The organism is Aestuariibius insulae, assembly GCF_040783535.2.
In the GTDB taxonomy this organism is placed as follows: Bacteria; Pseudomonadota; Alphaproteobacteria; order Rhodobacterales; family Rhodobacteraceae; genus Aestuariibius; species Aestuariibius insulae.
Window position 1 is genome coordinate 33,621 of record NZ_JBFONW020000007.1, and the last position, 23,731, is coordinate 57,351.

At 60.4% G+C, this 23,731-nt stretch carries 25 protein-coding genes; 5 read left to right on the forward strand and 20 right to left on the reverse strand.

The window, feature by feature from the left end:
- Positions 1-133 precede the first annotated feature (133 nt).
- The gene (locus tag AAD018_RS17525) at positions 134-1,528 is read left to right on the forward strand and encodes an aspartate aminotransferase family protein (RefSeq protein ID WP_367316434.1); all 1,395 of its coding nucleotides are present in this window, start codon (positions 134-136) and stop codon (positions 1,526-1,528) included.
- Positions 1,528-2,796 (forward strand): NAD(P)/FAD-dependent oxidoreductase, encoded by a 1,269-nt coding sequence (locus AAD018_RS17530; protein ID WP_367316435.1) that lies wholly within the window; start codon positions 1,528-1,530, stop codon positions 2,794-2,796. Before AAD018_RS17525 ends, AAD018_RS17530 begins: the two co-directional genes overlap by 1 nt.
- Here AAD018_RS17530 and AAD018_RS17535 read toward each other — a convergent pair.
- The 5 genes from AAD018_RS17535 to AAD018_RS17555 are packed head-to-tail and all read right to left on the reverse strand — an operon-like array spanning position 2,775 to position 7,699.
- Positions 2,775-4,019: a TCR/Tet family MFS transporter gene (locus AAD018_RS17535; protein WP_412005317.1), complete on the reverse strand. Its 1,245-nt coding sequence runs from the start codon at positions 4,017-4,019 to the stop codon at positions 2,775-2,777. The two genes, AAD018_RS17530 and AAD018_RS17535, sit on opposite strands and share 22 nt — an antisense overlap.
- A complete protein-coding gene (locus tag AAD018_RS17540) occupies positions 4,016-5,209 on the reverse strand; it encodes an endonuclease/exonuclease/phosphatase family protein (protein WP_367316436.1) in 1,194 nt (397 codons plus the stop codon). The genes AAD018_RS17535 and AAD018_RS17540 overlap by 4 nt, the downstream gene beginning before the upstream one ends.
- Positions 5,206-6,186 (reverse strand): threonine ammonia-lyase, encoded by a 981-nt coding sequence (locus AAD018_RS17545; protein WP_367316437.1) that lies wholly within the window; start codon positions 6,184-6,186, stop codon positions 5,206-5,208. Before AAD018_RS17545 ends, AAD018_RS17540 begins: the two co-directional genes overlap by 4 nt.
- Positions 6,183-7,016, reverse strand: coding sequence for an alpha/beta fold hydrolase (locus tag AAD018_RS17550; protein WP_367316438.1), 834 nt, complete (start codon positions 7,014-7,016; stop codon positions 6,183-6,185). The genes AAD018_RS17545 and AAD018_RS17550 overlap by 4 nt, the downstream gene beginning before the upstream one ends.
- Positions 7,013-7,699: a haloacid dehalogenase type II gene (locus AAD018_RS17555; RefSeq protein ID WP_367316439.1), complete on the reverse strand. Its 687-nt coding sequence runs from the start codon at positions 7,697-7,699 to the stop codon at positions 7,013-7,015. The genes AAD018_RS17550 and AAD018_RS17555 overlap by 4 nt, the downstream gene beginning before the upstream one ends.
- 150 nt (positions 7,700-7,849) lie before the next feature.
- On the opposite strand from AAD018_RS17555, the gene AAD018_RS17560 reads away from it, so the two are divergent.
- A complete protein-coding gene (locus tag AAD018_RS17560; protein ID WP_367316440.1) occupies positions 7,850-8,623 on the forward strand; it encodes a GGDEF domain-containing protein in 774 nt (257 codons plus the stop codon).
- Between the two features lie 23 nt (positions 8,624-8,646).
- Here the strand turns inward: AAD018_RS17560 and AAD018_RS17565 are convergent, their stop codons facing one another.
- Genes AAD018_RS17565 through fabA form a run of 3 tightly spaced genes read right to left on the reverse strand, consistent with a single transcriptional unit; the run spans position 8,647 to position 11,197 of the window.
- Positions 8,647-9,435, reverse strand: coding sequence for an enoyl-ACP reductase FabI (locus AAD018_RS17565; RefSeq protein WP_367316441.1), 789 nt, complete (start codon positions 9,433-9,435; stop codon positions 8,647-8,649).
- Between the two features lie 6 nt (positions 9,436-9,441).
- On the reverse strand, positions 9,442-10,671 hold the full coding sequence (gene fabB, locus AAD018_RS17570) for a beta-ketoacyl-ACP synthase I (RefSeq protein WP_367316442.1): 1,230 nt from the start codon (positions 10,669-10,671) through the stop codon (positions 9,442-9,444).
- A gap of 13 nt (positions 10,672-10,684) precedes the next feature.
- Complete coding sequence (fabA, locus tag AAD018_RS17575) at positions 10,685-11,197, reverse strand: bifunctional 3-hydroxydecanoyl-ACP dehydratase/trans-2-decenoyl-ACP isomerase (protein ID WP_367316443.1); 513 nt, start codon at positions 11,195-11,197, stop codon at positions 10,685-10,687.
- Between the two features lie 130 nt (positions 11,198-11,327).
- On the opposite strand from fabA, the gene irrA reads away from it, so the two are divergent.
- On the forward strand, positions 11,328-11,750 hold the full coding sequence (irrA, locus tag AAD018_RS17580) for an iron response transcriptional regulator IrrA (protein WP_367316444.1): 423 nt from the start codon (positions 11,328-11,330) through the stop codon (positions 11,748-11,750).
- A gap of 81 nt (positions 11,751-11,831) precedes the next feature.
- On the opposite strand, the gene AAD018_RS17585 is transcribed toward irrA, so the two are convergent.
- Complete coding sequence (locus AAD018_RS17585) at positions 11,832-13,001, reverse strand: ABC transporter substrate-binding protein (protein WP_367316445.1); 1,170 nt, start codon at positions 12,999-13,001, stop codon at positions 11,832-11,834.
- A 1,092-nt stretch (positions 13,002-14,093) separates the two neighbouring features.
- Here AAD018_RS17585 and AAD018_RS17590 point away from each other — a divergent pair.
- Entirely contained in the window at positions 14,094-14,465 is a 372-nt protein-coding gene (locus AAD018_RS17590; RefSeq protein WP_367316446.1) for a DUF2237 family protein, read from the forward strand.
- On the opposite strand, the gene AAD018_RS17595 is transcribed toward AAD018_RS17590, so the two are convergent.
- The 11 genes from AAD018_RS17595 to aroA all read right to left on the reverse strand — a co-directional run bounded on the left by AAD018_RS17595 (position 14,462) and on the right by aroA (position 23,671).
- Positions 14,462-14,965 (reverse strand): helix-turn-helix transcriptional regulator, encoded by a 504-nt coding sequence (locus AAD018_RS17595; RefSeq protein ID WP_367316447.1) that lies wholly within the window; start codon positions 14,963-14,965, stop codon positions 14,462-14,464. The two genes, AAD018_RS17590 and AAD018_RS17595, sit on opposite strands and share 4 nt — an antisense overlap.
- A gap of 58 nt (positions 14,966-15,023) precedes the next feature.
- Positions 15,024-15,560, reverse strand: coding sequence for a hypothetical protein (locus AAD018_RS17600; RefSeq protein WP_367316579.1), 537 nt, complete (start codon positions 15,558-15,560; stop codon positions 15,024-15,026).
- A gap of 103 nt (positions 15,561-15,663) precedes the next feature.
- Positions 15,664-16,149 carry an EF-hand domain-containing protein gene (locus tag AAD018_RS17605; RefSeq protein ID WP_367316448.1) on the reverse strand — a complete coding sequence of 162 codons (486 nt, stop codon included), beginning with the start codon at positions 16,147-16,149 and terminating at the stop codon, positions 15,664-15,666.
- A 212-nt stretch (positions 16,150-16,361) separates the two neighbouring features.
- On the reverse strand, positions 16,362-17,600 hold the full coding sequence (gene trpB, locus AAD018_RS17610) for a tryptophan synthase subunit beta (RefSeq protein WP_367316449.1): 1,239 nt from the start codon (positions 17,598-17,600) through the stop codon (positions 16,362-16,364).
- A gap of 99 nt (positions 17,601-17,699) precedes the next feature.
- Positions 17,700-18,371, reverse strand: coding sequence for a phosphoribosylanthranilate isomerase (locus AAD018_RS17615; RefSeq protein WP_367316450.1), 672 nt, complete (start codon positions 18,369-18,371; stop codon positions 17,700-17,702).
- Positions 18,371-18,775: a LapA family protein gene (locus tag AAD018_RS17620; protein ID WP_412005318.1), complete on the reverse strand. Its 405-nt coding sequence runs from the start codon at positions 18,773-18,775 to the stop codon at positions 18,371-18,373. The genes AAD018_RS17615 and AAD018_RS17620 overlap by 1 nt, the downstream gene beginning before the upstream one ends.
- Complete coding sequence (ihfB, locus tag AAD018_RS17625; protein WP_367316452.1) at positions 18,765-19,052, reverse strand: integration host factor subunit beta; 288 nt, start codon at positions 19,050-19,052, stop codon at positions 18,765-18,767. Before ihfB ends, AAD018_RS17620 begins: the two co-directional genes overlap by 11 nt.
- Before the next feature lie 297 nt (positions 19,053-19,349).
- Complete coding sequence (rpsA, locus tag AAD018_RS17630) at positions 19,350-21,170, reverse strand: 30S ribosomal protein S1 (RefSeq protein ID WP_367316453.1); 1,821 nt, start codon at positions 21,168-21,170, stop codon at positions 19,350-19,352.
- Between the two features lie 121 nt (positions 21,171-21,291).
- Positions 21,292-21,912, reverse strand: coding sequence for a (d)CMP kinase (locus AAD018_RS17635; RefSeq protein WP_367316454.1), 621 nt, complete (start codon positions 21,910-21,912; stop codon positions 21,292-21,294).
- Between the two features lie 5 nt (positions 21,913-21,917).
- Positions 21,918-22,322 carry a GFA family protein gene (locus AAD018_RS17640; RefSeq protein WP_367316455.1) on the reverse strand — a complete coding sequence of 135 codons (405 nt, stop codon included), beginning with the start codon at positions 22,320-22,322 and terminating at the stop codon, positions 21,918-21,920.
- The gene (gene aroA / locus AAD018_RS17645) at positions 22,319-23,671 is read right to left on the reverse strand and encodes a 3-phosphoshikimate 1-carboxyvinyltransferase (RefSeq protein ID WP_367316456.1); all 1,353 of its coding nucleotides are present in this window, start codon (positions 23,669-23,671) and stop codon (positions 22,319-22,321) included. Before aroA ends, AAD018_RS17640 begins: the two co-directional genes overlap by 4 nt.
- Positions 23,672-23,731: the final 60 nt, after the last annotated feature.

The following is a 23,731-nucleotide window of genomic DNA, read 5'->3' on the forward strand; positions in this document are numbered from 1 at the left end:
CTGAGTTGAGCGCGGATTGCAGGCATGTGCAAGATGAAGAGACGTCTTGGCCCCTGCGCCGCATGGACAAGCGCCCGCTTTGCGATCACGCTGCCTGCAAAACGATCCGTCCTGTGGAAAAGGCGCACCGCTTATGAACATCCTCACCAACCATCTGCCTACGGCAGAGCTTCAACGCATCGATGCGGCCCATCACATGCATCCCTTCACAGGCGGGGCAGAGCTGGCCGCCAAGGGAACCCGCGTGATCACGCGCGCCGATGGCGTGATGCTGACTGACAGCGACGGACATGAGATCCTCGACATGATGGCCGGTCTGTGGTGCGTGAATATCGGCTACGGACGGGACGAACTGGCCGACGCCGCCTCTCGCCAGATGAGGGAGCTGCCTTACTACAATACCTTTTTCCAGACCTCGCACGTACCGGTCATCGCGCTGTCCCAAAAGTTGGCCGAGCTTGCGCCCGAGCCTTTCAACAACACGTTCTTTGCGGCCTCGGGTTCCGAGGCGAATGACACCAATATCCGCCTCGTGCGGCAATACTGGGCAGCGCTCGGCAAGCCGTCGAAAAAGGTCATCATCAGCCGCACGAATGCCTATCATGGCTCCTCCATGGGGTCGGGATCACTGGGCGGGATGGCGCATATGCATGCCCAGGGCGGGCTGCCGATCGAAAATATCGTCCATATCGACCAGCCGCACTGGTGGGCCGAGGGCGCGGAAATGAGCCCCGAGGAATTCGGCCTTCTGCGCGCGCGCCAGCTCGAACAGGAGATCGACGCGCTGGGCGAGGAGAATGTCGCCGCCTTCATCGCCGAACCGATCCAAGGGGCGGGCGGTGTGATCATCCCGCCCGAGACCTACTGGCCCGAGATCCAGCGCATTTGCGATGCGCGCGAGATCCTCTTGATCGCCGACGAGGTGATCCTCGGCTTCGGGCGCACAGGCAAGTGGTTCGGCAGCGAGTATTATGGCATCCGCCCCGATATCATGACCATCGCCAAGGGCCTCTCCTCGGGCTATGCGCCAATCGGCGGCAGCCTTGTCTCCGATCACGTGGCCGAGGTGATCGGACGCTCCGATTTCAACCACGGCTATACCTATTCCGGCCATCCGGTCAGCTGCGCCGTCGCGCTGGAGAATCTGCGGATCATCGAGGAAGAGAACCTTCTGGGCCATGTGAACGATCATGCTGCGCCCGCCCTCGCCAAGGCGATCGAGAGCTTTGCCGACCATCCGTTGATCGGCGAGGCGCGCAGCCTCGGGATGCTCGGCGCGCTGCAGTTCACGCCCGATAAATCCCGACGCGTGCCGTTCAAGGCGCCCAAGGGGACGATCGGGCAGATCGCGCGCGAGGCCTGTTTCCGCAACAACATCGTCATGCGCCATGTGGGCGACCGGATGATCGTGTCGCCCCCGCTTATCCTGACCGAGGAGCATTGCGAGATCTTCAAAGAGCGCGCGGGCAAGGCGCTTGGCGAGACCTATGCGACCGCCAAGGCAGAGGGCCTGCTCGAAGCGGCCTGATGGACCTTCTGACGGCCAATGACCGGCAGGGGAAGTATCCGGCCTCCTATTATGCTGCGGTCAACACGCCTCCGCCGCCAAGGGCGCCGTTGAAGGGCAATGCGCGGGCTGACGTCGCTATCGTCGGTGGCGGCTATACTGGCCTCTCCGCCGCACTTCATCTGGCGCAGCGCGGCTATGCGGTAACGCTTCTTGAGGCGCAGCGTGTCGGTTTTGGCGCGTCGGGTCGGAATGGAGGGCAGGTCGGCACCGGCCAGCGGCGCGATCAGCTCTGGCTGGAGGAGACGGTCGGCGAGGGCGCCGCGAAGGCGCTTTGGCAGATGGGGCTCGATGCGGTGGCGCTGGTGCGGGATCTGGCGGGACAGGCGGGCGTGCCGCTGCGGGACGGTATCCTCGAGACGGTGCATCGGCCCGGCGAGATGCGTGAGGTGCGGGACTATGTGGAGCACCTGCGCGCGCGCTACGGTTATGAGGCGGCGGAGACGGTCGAGCGCGCGGCTTTGCGCGATCTGGTCGATAGTCCGGCGTATGTCGGAGGTTACCTAGACCGCGAGGGTGCGCATCTGGATCCGCTCGCCTATGTGCTGGGTCTGGCCGGGCTGGCCGAGGCGGTAGGGGTTACGATCCATGAAGGGGCGCGCGTGACCGCCCTGACCGAGGGCCAGGTCACAACCCGGGACGGCGCCCTGACTGCCGATCACGTCATTCTCGCCTGCAACGGATATCTTGGTCAGCTCGCGCCGAAGGTGGCCGCGCGCGTCATGCCGATCAACAATTTCATCGCCGCGACCGAGCCCTTGTCCGAGCCGCCGATGCAGGACATTGCCGTTGCCGACAGCTACCATGTTATCAACTATTTCCGCATGCAGGACGGACGGCTATTGTTCGGAGGCGGCGAGAGCTATGGCTACCACTTTCCCACCGACATCGCGAGAACGGTCCGCAAACCGCTCGAACGGATCTTTCCGCAGCTTAAGGGCGTTCCGATCAGTCATGCCTGGGGCGGTACGCTCGGGATCACGATGACGCGCATGCCGCATATCGCACGGATTGGGCCGTCGACGCTGAGCCTATCGGGCTATTCCGGTCACGGCATCGCGATGGCCACGCTCGCTGGCCAGATCGCCGCGGAGACCATCGCGGGGCAGGCCGAACGCTTTGATACGCTTGCCGCCGTTCCGACGCCGGCCTTTCCGGGCGGGGGGCGGTTGCGCCAGCCGCTTCTGGTGGTGGCGATGCTTTGGTATCAGCTGCGCGACAGGCTTTGAGCGCGCCGCCGGGTGACGAAGACGCCCAGACAGACGACCATCAGCAATGCCGATAAGGCAAAGGGTGCGCCCGGCAGGTAAATCCCGTCGCCATCGGTGAAGGCCCAGAAGATCCGTGTCAGCACCAGCGGCGCAAAGATCATCGCCACCGATTTGCTCGAGGCGATGACCCCCTGCAACTCGCCCTGACTGTCATCGGGGACGCGGCGGCTCATCATGCCTTGCAGGGTTGGCGTGATGATTGCGCCGAGGGCTGTGAACGGCACGAAAATCAGCGCGATGATCCCGTTGGTCAACACGGTCAGCACGAAGAAGGCGATGAAGTTGAAAGCGAGTGCGCCGATGATCGCCCGATGCTCGCCGAAGCGCGGAATGATCCAGCGGATGAGCCCGCCCTGCACGACGGCCATCGCGATGCCGAAGGCGCCGAGCGAGAGGCCGACCATGCCGCTGTCCCAGCCGAACGCGGCCTGTCCGTAATAGGCCCAGGTTGCGGGATAGACGATGAAGGCGAATTCATAGAGGAAGACGAGTATTAGCAGCCGCGTGATTTCGGGCAGTTTTGATAAGGCCGCGAAGGATCCGAACGGATTGGCGCGGCGCCAAGTAAAGGCGCGCCGCGTCCTGTCTGTCACGGTTTCGGGTAGGACGAAGAAGCCGAAGACGAGGTTGATCGCCGCCAGCGCGGCGGCGGCATAGAACGGCGCACGCGTGCCGTATTCGCCCAGTAGACCGCCGATTACCGGACCGAAGACGAAACCCACGCCGAAGGCTGCGCCGACCAGACCGAAATTGGCTGATTTCTTCTCGGGCGGTGAGATATCCGCGATATAGGCCGAGGCCGTCGATTGTGTGGCTGCTGTTATGCCGCCGACCATCCGCGCGAGGATCAGCACCCATAAGAGCCCAGTCGTCGCCATGACAAGGTAGTCCGCCGCCATGACGGCCAGAGACACCAGCAGGACCGGCCGCCGTCCGTAGCGGTCCGACAGGGATCCCAGCGTCGGTCCGAAGAAGAACTGCATGACAGCGAACAGTGTCGTCAGGATGCCGCCCCAGATCGCCGCCTCGCCCAGCGTGCCGCCGTCGATCTCTGTCAGCAGGTCGGGCATTACGGGGATGATCAGGCCGATCCCCATCGCATCGATCATGAGCGTGATGATGATGAAGAGAAACGCCTTGCGGGACGCGGCAGGTGGAGCAGGGGCGGCGGCCTCGCTCACGAGGCGTTGAACCTCAGATGCGCCATGATCTGCCCGTGATCGGACGCGAGCTTGTTGTAAGGCGCTTCCGGGTGGCTGCCGTCGGTGAGGTGATCGTTCAGCACGCTGAAATACTCCATCTCGCCGATCCGGTTCTCGTAATCTGGATGGAAATGGCGGCTCAGATAGATCTGGTCGATGCTCTCGAACTCCCCTCCGAAGGCCGCGGTATAGACCATGTCGCGCAGCGATTTGCGCACAAAGAGCTTCTCCGCCGAATGCAGCCGGACGGCTTCGATATCCTCGGTGATTTGCTCGTTCTCTTCGTCGGAGTAGCGGTCGTTGCGCCGCTCCGCATCGTGGCGGCGCATCCAGGCGTAGTTTTTGAACGGGGTCTCTCCAGCGATGATCTCGCTGCTGACCGCTGCCTCTCCATCATTGAAGTCGCCCAGTACGATGACCGGCTCGCTGCGGCCCAGACTGGTCAGGACGGCGCGTCGGAGCATCCAGGCCTCTGCCATCCGGCGCAGGCCAGCGCGCAGCGACCCAAGAGCGCGGGCGGCCGGGTTGTATCTCGTTAAATCGACAGCAGGGGCGAAGGGTGCGCCCGGCGGGCGGTCGTATTCGCCCAGTTTGGACTTGAGGTGGCAATTGAAGACCGTGACGATTTGATTGCCGATGGGGATCCGCGCCTTGAGAACCGGCCGGGACAGGCGGCTGAGCCGGTAGCTGCCGGATGGCTCTCCGTCCAGATCACGAAAACCAATTTCGACCGGGGGATCGAGAACCTGCAGCACCTCAGGCGGCTCTGCGAAGCCGAAGCGCGAGAGGATCGCGAGGCCCGGTCTGCGCTGGCCCGGCTCTCCATCATTGGCATTCGGAGCGAAGACCAGCTCTGCTTTGTCATAGCCTTGGAAGGCAAGTTTGCGAAAGATCGCCTTTTTGGCGTAGCGCTTTGACGGGTCCGGAACGTTCGCCGCATTGGCCAAGGCGCCGCGCCGGTTGGTTTCGGCCACTACCGCGCGCAAGGTGTCCTCTTCGAAGATCTCCTGAAAGCCCACAACATCGGCATCCATTGTCAGCAGCTGGTCTGCGAGCCAGTCCTGCTTCCAGGCGTATTCTTCGGGCGTGTAGCTTTCGAAACGGTAATACTCTTTGTCCGGGCCGATCAGGTTCTTGACGTTGAAGCTGGCGACCGTGGCGAGCGTCATGCCGTATCTCCATGCTCGGTGATCGCGCGGGCGAAGATATCGGCGTCGACATTGCCGCCTGAGGCGATGGCGATAACATCCTTGCCGTCGCTCTCGCCCGGATGAAAGAGAGCCGCCGCGACAGCCACCGCGCCGCCGGGTTCGAGCACCATGTTCAAATGCCGAAAGACGAGCGCCATTGCGCGCAAAGCCTCTTCGTCAGTGACCACGATGCCGGGGCCGCAGAGGCGTTTGATGATCGGGAAGGTGATGTCGCCTGGCTGCGGCGTCAGGATCGCATCACAAAGCGAGCCGGAGCTTTTGTCGTTCCGCTGGATCTCTCCCGCCTCGAGAGACCGGGTCACATCGTCGAACCCCTCAGGCTCGACCGGACGCGGTTTGAGGCCCGGCGCCTCTGCTTCAAGCGCGAGTGCGATGCCCGAGGTAAGCCCGCCGCCGCCGCAGCAGATCAAGACATCCGCGACCTCCACCCCGGCCGCCTTGGCCTGTTTCGCGATTTCGAGCCCGCATGTCCCCTGACCGGCGATCACCTGCGGCTCGTCATAGGGCTGGATCAGCGTCAGTCCCTGTTCTTCGGACAGCTTGCGGCCCAGCTCCTCGCGCTTTTCGTCGTCGCGGTCGTATAGCTGGATATCCGCTCCGAGCCATTGCGTGTTGCGGATTTTGGCCTGTGGGGCGTCCTTGGGCATCACGATCGTCGCTGGCGCCTCGTGGGCGGCTGCCGCCATTGCGATGCCTTGGGCATGATTGCCCGAGGAGAAGGCGATGACGCCTTTACTGCGCGCCTCTGCGCCTAAGGCTGACAAGGCGGACCAGCCGCCGCGGAATTTGAAGGATCCGGTATGCTGCAGGTTCTCTGCCTTGATCAACACACGTCGCCCAGCGATTTCATCAAGTTGCGGCGCGGAGAGAAGCGGCGTGCGGCGCACATAGCCGTTCAGACGTTGGTCGGCGGCGCGGATCATCTCGTAATTCATGACAGTCCTTTCAAAAAATCTTCAATCAATCGGAGGGATTCGAGTTCGTCGAGGAACGGGACATGACCCCGATCCGCGACCTCGGCAAACAGCATATCGGGTCTGCGCTTGCGCATTTCGGCCACCGTCTCTGGGGAGAGCAAATCCGAATTTTCGCCCCGGATCAGTGCCAGCGGCAGACCGTCCAGCGCATCAAAGAGCGGCCAGAGATCCGGTGTCTCACCGGTCGCCGACTGCGCGATTACCGCATCGCGCAGCTTGGGATCGTAGCGCAGCTCCAACCCGTCGGGCCCTTCTTTCCACCAAAGCTGCGCGCGCTCTTTCCATTGGGCGCGGCTGACGCCGGGAAAACCGCCAGCCATCGATAGCTCGAGCGCGCGCGCCGCCTGATCGTAATCGGCGAAACCGGGCGGGCGGCCGAGATAGGTCATGATGAAGTCGATGCCGGCGGGTTCGATTACGGGGCCGATATCGTTGAGCATCACGCCCAGCAGTCGCTCCTTCGCGCTGGCCGCCAGCAGCATCGAGATGAGACCGCCGCGCGAGGTTCCGAGGATCGCGGCCCGCTTGATATCCAAATGATCGAGGAGCGCGAGCGCGTCTTGCGCCTCTTGAGCCAGTGAGTAGGTCGCGGGGTCGGCGAAGTCCGACAATCCGCGTCCGCGGTAGTCCATCCGGATGATCCGGGCGTGATCGGCAAACCGCTCTGTCACCGGATCGAAGTCGCGCATGTTCCGCGTCAGCCCCGCCAGACAGAGGAGAGGTATGCCGGTCCCTATCATATCATAGGCAAGGCTTGTGCCATCGGCTGCGGTGAATTGCTCGGTCATAGCCGCCGCGCCAGATCAGGGATGCCGCTCAGGTCCGTCATAATCTCGTCCGGTTTTGCGTAAAGGCGGTCCACCGGTTCGCCCGCGCGATTTACCCAGACGGTGCGGAACCCGTATCCTGCCGCTCCGGCGGCGTCCCATCCGTTGGACGAGACGAAGAGAACATTGTCCGCCGCGCAGCCGAACCGGGTGCCGACCATGTCGTAGACCCGGTCATGGGGCTTAAACACGCCGACCTCTTCGACGGAAAGAACCGCGTCGAGCTGGTCTTCAATCCCAGCGGAGGCCACGGCGCTTGCCAGCATATCCGGTGAGCCGTTCGACAGGATACCGGTCTGAAAACCGTCGCGTTTCAGCGTTTGCAGCATCGTCGGGACCTCTGGATAGGCCGTCAGTTCACGGTAGAGGGCGAGCAATCGGCTCCGAAGAGCCGCATCGGTCAACTGCGCTCGCTGGAGCGCCCAGTCGAGGCCATCCGCCGTGATCTGCCAGAAATCACAGTGCCGTCCGGCGACAGCCCGGAGCCAAGTGTATTGTAGCTGCTTGAGCCGCCAATTCTCCGCGATCTGCGGCCAGAGGTCAGCCAATTGTGGAAAGTCAGGTTCCGCCGCAGCCTCGCGCGCGGCAGCGGCCACGTCGAACAGGGTGCCATAGGCATCGAAGATACAAACTTGGACGGTCATGGGTTCTCCCGGCGGTCGGGCCGAGACTGACATTGGCGCCGCTTAGTGGAAAGACCAAAGAGAAAGATCGCATCTTAGCTATCTTGCAGCCGTGCGGAAACGATTTCTAAAGGACGATTCATGAAGGTGTCTTGGCGCAAGAGGACCTAGATGCTGAACCGGATCTTCAATCTATTGGCCGTACATTCGCTTAGTGAGGGGGTGTTGAAAGGCACGCTTATTATGATGCTTGCGATCGTATTGCATTTTGCGGTCGATTACGGGCTGGACGGTCACCTTTGGATGCCGCCCGTCGATCTGGCATTGACGACGGTTCTTGTGGGCTCGCCTTTTCTGGTTCTCATGTTGACTGCGCTCGCCCATTTCAAACGGTTGGAGCTTCGATTTTTCAATCTGTCGCGAACCGATCCCCTGACCGGACTTCCCAACCGTCAGGCCTTTTTCGACGAGGCTGCCAATAGGCTGGAGCAAGCGAGGGGCGGTGCTGTTCTTTTGGTCGATGTCGATCATTTCAAGCAAATCAATGATACTTATGGACATAGCACGGGTGATCACTGTTTGACGGTTGTGGCCGATCACCTGCGCGCAATGACGCGAGCCGACGATCTTGTCGCGCGGATCGGAGGAGAGGAATTTGCCTTTTATTTCCCCGCGCTAAGCGCTCAGGCAATGCACTCGATCGAGGAAAGACTTTGCAAGACGCTCGATATCCAGCTTGCCGATATGATGGATCCGATAAAGATCACTGTCTCCGCCGGGGCCGTCATGGTGGCCAGCGGGCAGGAGATCGAGACTTTGCTCGCACGTGCCGACGAGGCGCTCTATCGCGCGAAACGGTCCGGTCGCGCTCGCCTGAGGATGTGGTCAGATTGCCAAAACGATCCGCGTCAGCATGGCGTGCTCACGGTCAATTCGGCAGCCTGACGAGCTTCGCAGCGGAACGTTTTCTAGAGGTGTTCGGGCTGCGGCATTCCCAGTACATGATAGCCGCCATCAACACGGATGATCTCTCCGGTCGTGCAGGCCCCTGCATCGCTGGCCAGATAGACCGCCGTGCCGCCGACCGCTTCCAGTGTTGCATTCGCGCGAAGCGGGGCATTGGCATCCGTGTGCTTGAATGTCTTGCGTGCGCCGCCGATCGCCGCTCCAGCCAGCGTCTTCATTGGCCCGGGGGAAATGGCGTTGACCCGCACGCCCTGTGGTCCCAGATCGTTGGCTAGATAGCGAACCGCGGCCTCTAGCGCGGCCTTGGCCACGCCCATCACGTTGTAGAAAGGCGTCACCCGGTTCGAGCCCTGATAGGTCAAAGTCAGAACCGTTCCGCCCTTGGGCATAAGCTCGGATGCGCGGCGCGCCACGTCGATCAGCGAATAACACGAGATCGACAACGAGTTGCGGAAGTTGTCCCGCGTCGTGTTGATGAACCGGCCCGTCAGCTCTGCCTTGTCTGAATAGGCGATGGCGTGCACGACGAAATCGATCGAGCCCCATTCCTCGCGCAGTTTGGCAAAGCATGCGTCCATCGACGCATCGTCCGTCACGTCGACATCCACCAAGAGGTTTGATCCGACAGAGGCTGCGAGCGGTTCCACCCGTTTGCCGAACGCCTCGCCCTGATAGGAAAAGGCCAACTCCGCCCCTTCGGCGGCCATGGCCTTGGCGATCCCCCAAGCGATGGACCGCTCGTTGGCCACCCCCATGATCAGCCCGCGCTTGCCCGTCATCAAATCTGCCATGGGATCTTATCCGTCGTATTTAGAAAGCAGCATCGATCCGTTCGTGCCGCCAAAGCCAAACGAGTTGGTCATCACAGTATCGAGGCCCGCGCCCGTCACCGTCTGTGTCGCTATTTCGCTGGGATCGAGCGCTGGATCGAGCGTTTCGACGTTAATCGAAGGGGCAATGAAATCGTCCTGAAGCATCAGAAGGCAGTAAATCGCCTCTTGCGCACCAGTGGCTCCTTGAGAGTGGCCGGTCATCGACTTGGTCGAGCTGATCGGCGGGGTCGATCCCTGTCCGAAAACCCGCCGCACCGCCTCGACTTCACCGACATCGCCGACAGGGGTAGAGGTGCCATGAGCATTGATATAGCTGACCTTGCGACCGTCGGCGATCGTCTTTAGCGCGATCCGCATCGCCCGCTCGCCGCCTTCGCCCGAGGGCGCGACCATATCATGCCCATCCGAAGTTGCGCCAAAGCCGGTCACTTCGGCGTAGATCTTTGCGCCGCGCGCCTTCGCCCGCTCCAGATCTTCCAGCACAACCATGCCGCCGCCGCCTGCGATCACGAACCCGTCCCGGTCCGCATCGAAGGCGCGGCTCGCCCGCTCCGGCGTGTCGTTGTATTTCGAGGACATCGCCCCCATTGCGTCAAAGAGACAGGAGAGTGTCCAGTCGAGCTCCTCTCCGCCACCTGCGAACATCACGTCTTGCACCCCGAGCGCCACCTGTTGAGCTGCCATCCCGATGCAATGGAGCGAGGTGGAGCAAGCTGAGGTGATCGAAAAGTTCATCCCCTTGATCTGATAGGCCGTCGCGAGGTTTGCGCTGACCGTTGAGGACATGCATTTTGGCACCGCAAAAGGGCCGATCCGCTTGGTCGCTTCGGTCTTGAGAACCGTCTGATGCGCCGCGAACATCGCCGAGGTCGATGGCCCTCCGGATCCGGCGATCAGCCCGGTCGACGGGTTCGAGACATCCTCTGCCTCCAGCCCCGCATCTGCAACGGCCTGCTCCATCGCCAGATAGGCATAGGCCGCGCCGGGCCCCATGAAGCGCATAATCCGCTTGTCGATATGCTCGGACGGATTGATTTTGAGCGTTCCGGCAACCCGGCTGCGAAAGCCGTGCCCGGCCATCTCGGGCGACGCTTCGATCCCGGACCGCCCGGCCTTCAACGCCTCTGTCACCTCCTGAGCGGAGTTTCCGATGGGGGAGACGATCCCGAGGCCCGTTATGACGACGCGGCGCATGGCTGGTTTCCCTTCAGGTTTCGGCGGTCGCAAGACCGACCTTCATGCCTGTCACGGTGCAGACCTCTTCATCATCGGCAAAGACTTTGCCATCGGCCACGCCCATCTTGAGCTTGCGGTCGATCACCCGGGTGAAGTTGATCTCATAGCGTATACATTTGCGATCCGGACGGACCATCCCGCTCAGCTTCACTTCGCCGGCGCCCAGCGCGAAACCCTGTCCCTGCCAGCCGCGCCAGCCTAGATTGAAGCCCGTTAGCTGCCATAGGCCGTCGACCATCAGACAGCCTGGCATCACTGGATTTCCCGGGAAATGGCAGGGGAAAAACCACAGATCCGGCGTGATATCGAGCTCTGCGGTAATATGTCCCTTCCCGCCGGAGCCGCCATCTGCTGAAACATCGGTAATTCGGTCCATCATCAGCATGGGCGGTTCAGGCAGTTGCGCATTCCCCGGACCAAAGAGCTCGCCCCGTGCACATTGGAGCAATGCTTCCTTGTCGAAGTGGGTCGGGTAGTCGGCCATAGGCGGCGATCCTTGCAATGCGCGATGTGTTGCCCGCCCGTCTAGCATCGCGGGTTCGCATAGGGCAAGCGAAGGCCGGATCCGATGAAATGGTTTGAACCATCAACACCTTCTCCCATATAAGGAAAGAATGACGGATCAAGAGACCCATACACGTCGCGGGGAAGAATGGCTCGCCAACGCTGGCCTTCGGCCAACGCGGCAACGTCTTTCTCTTGCCTCGCTGCTTGTCGGCGACGGGCAGGATCGTCATGTGACGGCAGAGAGCCTTTACGCGGCAGCCTCGAATAGCGGGGAGAAAGTGTCGCTTGCAACGGTCTACAATACGCTGAAAGCGTTTTGTGACGCGGGTCTAATGCGTGAGATCACCGTCGATGGGTCAAAGAGCTATTTTGACACGAATATGAGCGATCATCCCCATTTCTTTTGGGAAGATAGCGCGACACTCTCTGATGCGCCTGCCGAAGAGCTTGAGATCAGCCGTATCCCGACTGCCCCCGAAGGGGCCGAGATCGCAAAGGTCGATGTCGTGATCCGGCTGCGTCGCACCTGATCTGCAACGTTAATTTTAAGTGTCAAAGAAAAGGGGCGCGCCCGGTTCCCCGCGCACGCCCCGTGTTGGATTTAATGTGACCTAGCCTTGTGGGCCGTCCATCACGACGGCCTGAAGGCTGCCGTCCTTGCTGATCCGTGTCAGGAAGACTTCGTCGAGGCCCTGATTGTCGCCCTCGTCATAGATGAGTTCCAGACCGCCCAGATCGACACTACGCATGGATGCGAGGCTGGAAAGGAATTTCTCCCGAGTGAGCTTCGGTCCGGAATTGCGGAGCGCATCGATAGCAAGGCGACCGACAAGGTAGCCCTCGAGAGAAGTGAAGCCGAGTTCAGCGGCCTGACCGGTGCCCAAAAGCGCACCCATGTAGTCGGAGACGACAGGGATGGAGCCATTCAGCGGAAAAGGAACGACCTGGCTGACGATGACGCCTTCGCCCTGATCGCCCAGCTCTTGTGACAACGCCTTGGAGTTCACGAAGGAGATGTTGACGAAGGTCACGTCGGTCATGCCTGCGGCTTTGGCCTGCTTGATGAACTCGGCGCAAGGAGCATAGGCGCCAACCATCACGACCGCTTGAGGATTGGACGCTTTGATGGTCTCGAGCGCCGCTTCAACCTCCAGCGTGTTCCGCGTGTAGGTGCCCTTCGAAATCAGCTCCATGTCGCGGCGCCCCAGCGCCTTTTCGACACCGTCGAGACCAACATAGCCGAACCCATCGTCTTGATAGAGCATCGCAATGTCGGTCATTCCGAGCGAGTCGACGAGGTATTCCATCCAGGCTTCGGTCTCGGCAGCGTAGGTTGCGCGGATGTTGTAGATGTTGCCGTGGCTTGGCTCCCGCAGGAAGCCCGCACCGGTAAATGGCCCGATGAATGGCATCCCGGCTTCGGTCGCGATCGGCTGGGTAACCAATGTCGTCGGGGTTCCGACCGGTCCGATGAAGCCAAGGTGGTCGTTGCCTTCAATGACCTTGTTGAACTGGGCGATTGACTGATCGGGCTCGTATCCGTCGTCGAACGTTTCGAGCATGATCTGACGGCCATGAACACCGCCATTTGCGTTGGCTTCAGCAAAGGCAGCTTCGAGACCGATACGCATTCCTTCCCCCAAAGCGGAAGCCGGTCCTTCGAAGGCCGCGACCTGGGCAAAGGTTACCGTGCTGTCGGTCACGCCTTCTTCGGCCTGAACCGCCGTGGCGATGAGGGCGCTCGCAACCGTTATTTTCAGCGTGCTCCAAACAGTGTTCATCTGCTTACTCCAATCCGTTCGTCCTGAGAACCTTGCCCTGAAGACAGGTTCCGTTTGCATTTCAGTCGGGGAAGCGGCCCCGGGGATTCTTCGATCTCTTCTCCACCTTGCAGCAGGAAAGAGACCATCACGTACGTTCGCGACAAGGTTCGCGATTAAGATCCCCTCACCGGGGCAGTTACTCTTTATGACAAAGGCATTTGGACCAATTTTGGACCAGCTGACCCGTTGGTGGTGTTCGTCTCTATCAGGCGTTGAATGGCGTTATCGGGAATGATCGTCGGATCCCACGACAAAGTACCGTGCGATCCAGACTTTATCCGGCAAGATGACGCGAGCGTCGCTTGTACTTTACCCGAAACGCCACGTCCCAGATACATACCTGACTTACGACCGATTGCGCACAGGCAATCCGCATTCGCGTAGTCCAAATATCTTTGAGACGCATTCATGGTTTCGTCCGAATCAGAGAACGTTTCTGAAGCTAGACATCGTCGAGTAATCCGAAGTTTTTTGGACGTAATCTTGTTCACTGTCAGGCGACTGTCGTCATGGAATCGACAGAATTGTTCACGTTTGAAGCGGCTGAGCCGTTCTGTCACCGTCATCTTGTCGCTACCCGATCAAGTTGGCTGCATGTTGAGCATCTCTATTGCTGCGTGGTTCAAGGCGCATTTGACCGGCGGTCAGTGCAGACGCTTTGACCCTATATCCACTTTCCACGTGGGAATTCAGTATACACCCTTAGGTTGATAGAATCGATCGTATTGGATCAAAAATCCAATCTACGTCTGAATATCTACTATGCAGGGTAGCGATGCGTGTGGTCGAGCAAACCTTCCTGTGGCGAAATATGTCTTATCGGCTCTCTTCGGAAACACGGCTGGTGGACCGCCTCGCGGGGCGGTGTTGCGTAGCAGAACGGACTGACCCGGCATACGATGCCTTAATGTTACTCCGCCGCGGTTTCTCTGGCTGAACCTGAAAGGAAGGGAGGCAACAACGGCGCCTCAGCTCTCCGCCGTTATCTGTGGCGGGGTATCATATGGCGGATGGCTTTGTCTTCGGATGCACATGGAGTATGACATGCCGATGGAACAAGATCCCTCGATAAATGTCCTTGGCCTGCCCCTTGCGCCGTGTTCATCCGATCCCGTCACCGGATTTTTTCGAAATGGTTTCTGCGATACCTGCACTGCGGATCAAGGGTCCCACACTGTTTGCGTAAGCCTTACTGCAGAGTTTCTGGCTTTCTCGAAATATGTCGGGAATGATCTGTCGACCCCGCGTCCGGAGTTCAGATTTCCGGGGCTAAAACCAGGCGATCACTGGTGTGTTTGTGCAAACCGGTTTCTTCAGGCGGTTGAGGAAGGTTGCGCTCCGGTGGTTAACCTGGAGGCTACGCACCAACGGGCGCTTGATATCGTCCCTCTCCATATCCTTGAGGCGCATGCGCCAGTCTAAGGCCGGCCCGTTCCAACAAGACCATCACCCATTAGATCTTCGATGAAGAGACTCAACAGTTGAGGCCGTCCGCCGACGCCGGCCTTCCGATAGATTGCGTTCGTTTGCGCTTTGACGGTTCCCTCGGAGGTCTCGCGCATGACCGCGATTTCGTTGGTGGAGAACCCTTTGATTGCAAAAAGAGCGACGTCCCGCTCGGCCGGGGTCAGCCCCCACTGATCGAAGCGATCCTCCATCAGCTCAAGGAATGCGCCCGAGGCCGCTCTCAGCTGCTCTTCGACGCGACGATTTCGCTGAAGGGTATTTCTCAACAGGACCGCACCGACCATCAAGCCCAGTAAAAGACCGATCGAAGCGCCAATTTCGATGGCCTCGTGAATTCTCCAGCTTATCGGAGCGACACCGAGACCCAGAACGGAAATGGCGATATCGGACACGAAAAAAATCGCGCACGCTGCCTGAATCAGGAGCGTCAACCCGATAAGCCAAGTCCGCGTCATTCCCAGTTTTTCCACTCCCTGGTCGACAAAATTCAGTCAGTAAAATGCTGTGTGGTCTCTAATCGTCGTCATCATCATCGCCGCCATCGTCGTCGTCATCATCGTCGCTGCCGCCGTCATCATCGTCGTCATCGTCATCAGAGCCGCCATCCTGACCCGAGCCACCTCCACCGGAGCCGCCATCGTAATCATCATCGTCCTCGCCGGAGCCGGATCCGCCTCCACCAGAGCTACCGCCGCCGCCAGATGATCCTCCACCGCCAGATCCATTGCCACCAGATGACCCTCGATCCTGCGGATCATTGTCGTCGTCATCGTCGCGACGATTCAGCAAACGAGGCGTCACCCCTTCGCGGCCAAGTGTCGTCGTGGAGTCGCGCAGAATAACGCCGGTCTGGGGGTTCACAACGATTTCCCGCCTCTGATTGCCGGCCGTGGCGGTTATGCGCAACCGTCCCAAAAGCGTCGTGTTACTCTCAATCCGCTGATAGCCCTGATCACGCAGTTGCCGCGTTATGCTACGCTCGAGCGACTGCGCGCTCGTGGCGGTCGCAACGAGTTGCGCGATCGTGAAAGCGATACAAAGAACAAACACTCTCAAAGCTGGTGACCTCCGGCAGTGGATCCCTGCCGCCAAGGCGGCAGGAACACTTGGAAAGCGACGCTAAACCGCGTCATGCATATGATCAATCGAACGATCAGTCGTCATCCTCATCGCCGTCATCGTCATCATCCTCATCGCTGTCATCGTCGTTGTCGTCGCGATCCTCATCGCCGCCATCGTCGTCATCATCATCATTGTCATCCTGACCGCTGTCGTCACTCCCGGTCCTTTCGTCACGACCACCGTCGTCATCGTCATCATCGCGATTGCCGCTGTCGTTTCCGTCATCGTCGTCGTCATCGTCATCGCTGTCATCGCGAGCGCGGTCATCCCGCTGATCGCCATCATCATCGTCATCGTCCGACATTTCGGCGAGAGATACGCGGCCGTCATTATCGTCATCGCGCGACATGATCTGCGCGGCGCTGCGTGTGCTGAAGGCTTGTTCGAGTTCGGCGAAGGAGAGTTCACCGTCTCCGTTGGAGTCTACATCCGCAAAAGGAACGCCCTGAGCCATTGTCGTTGTTGCTGTAAGAAGAAATGCAGCGGAAAGAGCGGTGAGCCTATATGTCCTGTCCATCGATATATCCTTTCAGGTCGGTCCTGTTGAGTTGTCGCAGCGCACGAATATGCACGTTGCATCAGCAGAAATGACGGATTCGACGGCGTCCTCCATCGGCCCTGCGGAGTAGGCCGAAGATGTTCTACAAAGGGTAAGAAAAGAATAAACCACCAGAATATGGGGTTTATTCCGTAAGTTTAGGGCAGACGCTCAGATTTAGATCGATAGTCCTAGGACAAGTTGGACGAGTGAATATCCACGTCGAGCGCTTTGGCCACAGTGAAGATGTCTTTGTCCCCCCGGCCGCACATATTCATGCAGATCAGGTGGTCCTTCGGAAGATCCGGAGCGATCTTCATGACATGGGCCAGAGCATGAGACGGCTCGAGTGCGGGGATAATCCCCTCCATCTCGCAGCAAAGCTGGAATGCCTCGAGCGCCTCGCGGTCGGTGATCGCGACATATTGCGCCCGGCCGATATCGTGGAGCCATGAATGCTCGGGTCCAATGCCGGGATAGTCGAGGCCTGCGGAGATCGAGAAACCTTCGAGGATCTGCCCGTCCTCGTCCTGAAGCAGGTAGGTCCGATTGCCGTGAAGCACGCCGGGTCTGCCTCCGGTGAGAGAGGCGCAGTGTTCCATCTTGGCGTTTACGCCCTTGCCACCGGCCTCGACACCGATGATCGAGACATCGGTGTCGTCCAGAAACGGATAGAAAAGGCCCATCGCGTTCGAGCCGCCGCCGATTGCGGCGATGATGGTGTCGGGCAGACATCCCTCGGCCTCCATCATCTGCTCTTTGGCCTCCTTGCCGATGATCGATTGAAAGTCGCGAACCATAGCTGGATAGGGATGCGGCCCGGCCACTGTTCCGATGCAATAGAATGTATCGCGCACATTCGTGACCCAATCCCGTAGCGCATCGTTCATGGCATCCTTCAGCGTGCCCCGTCCGGATGTGACCGGAATGACCTCGGCCCCCAGAAGCTTCATCCGAAAGACGTTGGGGGCCTGACGCTCCACATCGTGGGCGCCCATGTAGACGATGCATTTGAGACCGAACTTTGCGCAGACCGTCGCGGTTGCAACGCCGTGCTGACCGGCGCCGGTTTCGGCGATGATACGGGTCTTGCCCATGCGGCGGGCGAGAATGATCTGGCCCAAGACATTGTTGATCTTGTGCGCGCCGGTATGGTTCAGCTCGTCACGCTTCAGATAGATCTTTGCGCCACCCAGATGCTTGGTCAGACGCTCCGCGAAGTAGAGCGGGCTGGGCCGTCCGACGTAATGGGTCCAGAGGTTCTGCATTTCCGCCCAGAAACCGACATCGGTCTTGGCATGCTCATATTGCTCCTCAAGCTCGAGGATCAGCGGCATCAGGGTTTCCGAAACGAACCGTCCGCCGAACTGGCCGAAGCGACCGTTTTCGTCGGGACCATTCATGAAGGAATTGAAAAGATCGTCGGGCATGGTGTCGCTTTCCTGTCTGGCTCTCTCTCATACGCGGCAGGCCGCGTCAGATCCAGCGATTCAGTCAGGACAAAACGTCATCCGTTAAAGCTGTCGGGGTCAGCTTGTCGGAACGGCCGCCTGCGCGGCGGTGATGAAGGCGCGGATCTTCTCGGGGTCTTTCACCCCGGGGGCCCGTTCAACCCCGGAAGAAAGATCCAGTTGCCGCGCACCTGTTTGCTGGATTGCCGCGGCGACCGTGTCGACCGTCAACCCGCCAGCCAACATCCAGGGGATGGGCCAGCGTCGGCCCGAGATAAGGCTCCAGTCGAAAGAGAGACCATTTCCGCCCGGCAGGTCCGATCCTTTCGGCGCCTTGGTATCGACAAGGATCTGGTCGGCTACCTGTTCGTAAGGGGGAAGACGAGACAGATCTTCGGCCGATGAAATCCCGACGGCTTTCATGGCCGGCAGACCCGTCCGTGTCTTGACCTCAAGAACCCGATCCGGGCTCTCGGAGCCGTGCAGCTGGATCATATCAAGCGAGACGTTTGAGAGGATGGCATCCAAGGTATCGTCGCTCGGGTCCACTATCAGACCGACTTTCGCGACACCGGGTGGTACATCAGCCGACAGCTCGGCTGCCCTTTTGGGCGTGACGTTGCGCGGAGATCGTTCGAAGAAAACAAAGCCGATATAGGATGCGCCTGCCTCGACTGAGGCCGCAATGGTTTCGGCAGTGCTCAACCCGCAGATCTTGATCCTCAGAGGGGATTGCGCAGGGTCCGGCACTAGCCTTTCACGGACCGCTCTTCAAGCAGGGCCAGCACGTCATCCTCGCCGTCATGTTTGGCGCGGTTCATTCGCGTGACTTCCGCTTCGAGGCGGTGAACGTGCTTTTTGCGCTCGCGGGCTTCGGCGCGGTGTTTATGCTCGCGGATCCATTCCCAGATGAAGCCGATCAAGAGGCCGACGGCCACACTGATGAGGATCACGAAAAAAAGCGGCAATTCGAGGGAGGGCGCTGTCATCTGAGCCGTCTCGAGTTCGGACGGGCGGGAGAGCAGCCGCCACAGCCAATCGGGCATGAGCTTAAGCGGGACAGATGGCCGATTGGCCAGTGCGACCGTCGCCAGACAGATGGCGAGGATCAGAAGAAATCCGTATTTCAGATAGCGCACGCGCTTACTCCGCATTCCCGTTCAGTCGGTCACGTAGAAGCTTTCCCGCCTTGAAGAACGGAACATGCTTCTCTTCGACCTGAACGGCTTCACCGGTCCTTGGGTTCCGCCCTTGACGGGCATCCCGCTTTTTCACCGAGAACGCACCAAAGCCCCTGAGTTCGACCCGGTCACCTTTCGCCATCGCGTCGGTGATCTCGTCAAAGATGGTGTTCACGATCCTTTCGACGTCCCGCTGATAAAGATGGGGGTTTTCGTCGGCGAGCTTCTGAATCAGTTCGGATCGGATCATAGGGCCCCCAAGCGCTTTTCTAAGATAGTGCAGTCTATTCAAACGACTATACGCATGTTGCCCGGATCGCGAAACCGTCAGGATGACCTCTAAATCAGGAAATCACGCCTCTTAAACCGCTCAAAGAGTGGCAATTGAGCAACCGGGCAGGACTCCGCCGGTTGTGCCGCGATGCGGCATCGGTTCGCGATTCGCGAAACGGCTCAGGTTGGGCCAACCCTCATTACGGGGTCGCGAAACGAAAACGGCCCCGCTTTGAAGGCGGGGCCGTTTCCAAATTTCATTTGAGACGAGGCGTTAGTCGTCGTCGCCGCTCTTGAGAGCTGCGCCGAGGATATCGCCAAGCGACGCGCCGGAGTCGGAGGAGCCATACTGTTGGACGGCCTCTTTCTCTTCGGCGATTTCGCGGGCCTTGATCGACAGGCTCAGACGACGGGTCTTGCTGTCGATGTTGGTCACGCGAACGTCGACCTTGTCGCCGACGCCGAACCGCTCGGGACGCTGCTCGGCCCGATCGCGTGACAGATCGGAGCGACGGATGAAGGATTTCATACCCTCATACTCGACCTCGATGCCGCCATCCTCGATCTTCGTCACCTCAACGGTGATGATCGAGCCGCGCTTTACGCCGCCAACGGCTTCGGCAAAGGGATCGCCGTCCATCGCCTTGATCGAGAGCGAGATCCGCTCTTTTTCGACATCAACCTCGGTGACCTTGGCCTGAACGACGTCGCCCTTGCGGAAGTCGCCAATCACATCCTCGCCGCGACCTTCCCAGGTCAGATCGGAGAGGTGAACCATGCCATCGATGTCGCCTTCGAGGCCGACGAACAGACCGAATTCGGTGATGTTCTTAACCTCGCCTTCGACCTCGGTGCCCTCGGGATGAGTCTCCGCGAAGACCTCCCACGGGTTGCGCTGCGTCTGCTTGAGACCCAGGGACACCCGGCGCTTGGCCGCGTCGATCTCGAGCACCATGACCTCAACCTCTTGCGAGGTGGAGACGATCTTGCCCGGATGAACGTTCTTCTTGGTCCAGGACATCTCGGAGACGTGGACGAGACCTTCGACGCCCGGTTCCAGCTCAACGAATGCACCATAATCGGTGATGTTCGTCACGCGGCCCTGATGGGTCGAGCCCAGTGCATATTTGGCGGCCACGACATCCCAAGGATCGTCCTGCAGCTGCTTCATGCCGAGGCTGATGCGGTGGGTCTCCTTGTTGATCTTGATGACCTGCACCTTGATCGTCTCGCCGATGGCGACGATCTCGGACGGGTGATTGACTCGGCGCCACGCCATATCGGTGACGTGAAGCAGACCGTCCACACCGCCCAGATCAACGAACGCACCGTATTCGGTGATGTTCTTGACCACACCGTCGACCGCCTGGCCTTCGGTGAGGTTGCCGATGACTTCGGCGCGCTGTTCGGCACGGCTTTCTTCGAGGATCGCGCGACGCGAAACGACGATGTTGCCGCGACGGCGATCCATCTTGAGGATCTGGAACGGCTGCTTGAGACCCATGAGAGGGCCGGCGTCGCGCACGGGGCGCACATCGACCTGAGAGCCGGGCAGGAAGGCCACGGCTCCGCCGAGATCGACGGTGAAGCCACCCTTGACCCGGCCGAAGATTGCGCCTTCGACACGCTCTTCAGCGGCATAAGCCTTCTCGAGGCGATCCCATGCTTCTTCACGGCGCGCCATCTCGCGGGAAATGACAGCTTCGCCGCGGGCATTCTCGACCTGGCGGAGGAACACCTCCACCTCGTCGCCCACTTCGATCTTGGGGCTCTCGCCCGGATCGGCAAATTCCTTGAGATCGACGCGGCCTTCCATCTTGTAGCCGACATCGATGATGGCCTGTCCTGCCTCGACGGCAATGACCCGACCTTTGACAACGGACCCTTCGTCGGGCGTGTCCATTTCGAAGCTTTCGTTCAGGAGGGCTTCGAATTCCTCCATTGATGCGTTCTGCGCCATGTGGCTTTCAGTTTCCTTATCTACGATTTTACGGGCCGCGCGGTTGTCTCCGCCGGTCTTTGGGTTTGGGTTGGACGAAGCGTAGTCCGGATACGCAAAAACGAAGGGTCGGCACAAACCGACCCTGCTCAACATATCCGCCTGCGGCTGTCCCGCCGCTTCGACGGGAGTGGACGTATATCAAGGTCGAGCGGGACGCAAGCCTAACCGGGCCTTCGAGGGTCTATGTCAAATGCAGCTTTATTCGTGCGGACGGCTAATCGAGATGCGCCGCCACGATCTCGACCGCCTTCGCAACGGCCGTTTCGATATCCATCTCAGACGTGTCGATGAGGATCGCATCCTCTGCTTTAAACATCGGAGCGTCTTGACGACCTTCATCGAGCTGATCGCGAGCGATTACGTCTGAAAGAACTCTTTCATAGTCAATCTTGAGCCCCTTGCCCGTCAGCTCTGCATGGCGGCGTTTGGCCCGAACCTCGGCATTGGCGGTGACGAAGAGTTTCACGTTGGCATCGGGGCAAATGACGGTGCCGATATCGCGCCCGTCCAAAACGGCGCCTCCCTCTTGCCGCGCGAAGTCGCGTTGAAAGGCGAGCAGATGACCCCGAACCTCGGGCATGGCGGCGACTTGTGAAGCCTCCTTTGCAACCTGGGGCGTGCGCAGATCCTCGCGGTCCAGCGCGCTTGGAACGAGCGTTCTGGCCGCTTCAATCGGGTCCTGTCCCGCAAGGCTTAGCGCGCCGACGGCGCGATAGAGAAGGCCGGTGTCGAGATGGGCGAGGTCGAACCGCTCGGCGATCCGTTTCGAGATCGTCCCCTTACCAGCGGCGGCCGGGCCATCGATTGCGACGGTGAAGGTAGTCTGTCTACCCATCCGCCTTACTCCGGCACTTGCGTTGTCAGGGTTGGATCATCGGCCGGGACCGCCGGAAGGCTGTCCGTGATCTCGTAGTAGTCGCCCTTGTTGGCACAAAAGATATGACCGGCGATGCTGAGTCCCGTCGGCGCATCGAGCGTTCCGGCAAAGATGGAAAGTGCCGTGCCGGGGCCGTCCCAGAAAAGCTGCGATCCGCATATGCCGCAAAAGCCGCGGCGCGCGCTGTCCGAGGATCGGTACCAAACCGGGTCGCCTGTGATCGTCACATCCTCACGCGCCGCAGAGGTCGCGGCCACGAAGTGACCGGACGTCTTGCGGCATTGCGTACAATGGCAGGCGATCACTGGCCGAAGTGGACCGCTCACGGTAAACGAGATCGCGCCGCAGAGGCATCCGCCCGATGTCATCGGCTCGCCTCGAAACGGGCCCCCAGCTCTCGCATCAGAGGGTCGAAAATCGGGAAAGAGGTTGCGATTGGTCCGCTATCGTCAATCTTGACCGGCTTTTGCGAAGCCATGCCGAGGATCAGGAACGACATCGCGATCCGGTGGTCGAGATGGGTTCTCACCGTTGCGCCTCCAGGCACGGCCGATGGCCCGAGGCCCTCGACGGAGAACCAGTCCTCGCCTTCTTCTACAGTCACGCCGTTCAGTCGCAGGCCCTTGGCCATCGCGTCGATCCGGTCGCTTTCCTTGACGCGCAGCTCGTGCACGCCCGGCATCGTCGTGCTGCCTGTCGCAAAGGAGGCGACGACCGACAGGATTGGGTATTCGTCGATCATCGAGGCTGCCCGGTCTGCCGGGACCTCGATCCCTTTCATCGTCGGTGAGTGCCGCGCGCGCAGATCGGCGACGGGCTCGCCGCCCTCTTCGCGTTCATTCTCGTAGGTCAGGTCTGCACCCATATCGCGCAGCGTCTCGAAAAGCCCCGCCCGGGTCGGGTTGAGGCCGATACCGGGAACAAGGACGTCCGAGCCTTCGGTGATGAGCGCGGCGCAAACGGGGAAGGCGGCGGAAGAGGGGTCGCGCGGGACGATGATGTGCTGCGGGACAAGCTCCGGCTGCCCTGTCAGAGTGATGGTTCGACTGCCGTCTTCTTCGTCGGTGACGGTCAGATCCGCGCCGAAGAGCTTCAGCATACGCTCGGTGTGATCGCGGGTCGCGACGGCCTCCCGAACGACGGTCTGACCTGGCGCATTGAGGCCAGCGAGGAGCACCGCGGATTTCACCTGAGCGGATGCGACCGGCAGGGTATAATCGGCTGGGATCGCGTCCTCGGCGCCGATCATCGTGAGCGGCAGACGCCCTTCGGAGCGGCCACAAGACCGGGCGCCAAACGCCTCAAGAGGGGTGGTCACACGCCCCATGGGCCGGCCGTTCAGCGAGGTGTCCCCGGTAAAGGTCACGGCGATCGGTGTCGTCGCGACAGCGCCCATGATCAGGCGGACGCCAGTGCCGGAATTGCCGCAGTCGATCACGCTATCGGGCTCTGCAAAGCCGCCGACGCCGACGCCATGCACGCTCCAGAGGCCGTTCTCCGACCGCGTGACCTCGGCGCCGAGCGCGCGCATGGCTTTGGCGGTATCGAGAACGTCATCGCCTTCAAGCAGGCCCGAGATCGTGGTTTCGCCGACGGACAAGGCTCCGAGGATCAGCGCGCGATGGGAAATCGATTTGTCGCCGGGGACGTTTGCAACACCGGTCAGGGGACCGCAGCGATGGCTCGACATCGGTGGTGGGGTGCCATGGGCGGCCATCGGAATGTCCTCTTTGCTCGACGTGGTCCGCCCCTTAACTCAGGCGGGCGCGGAGGTCCA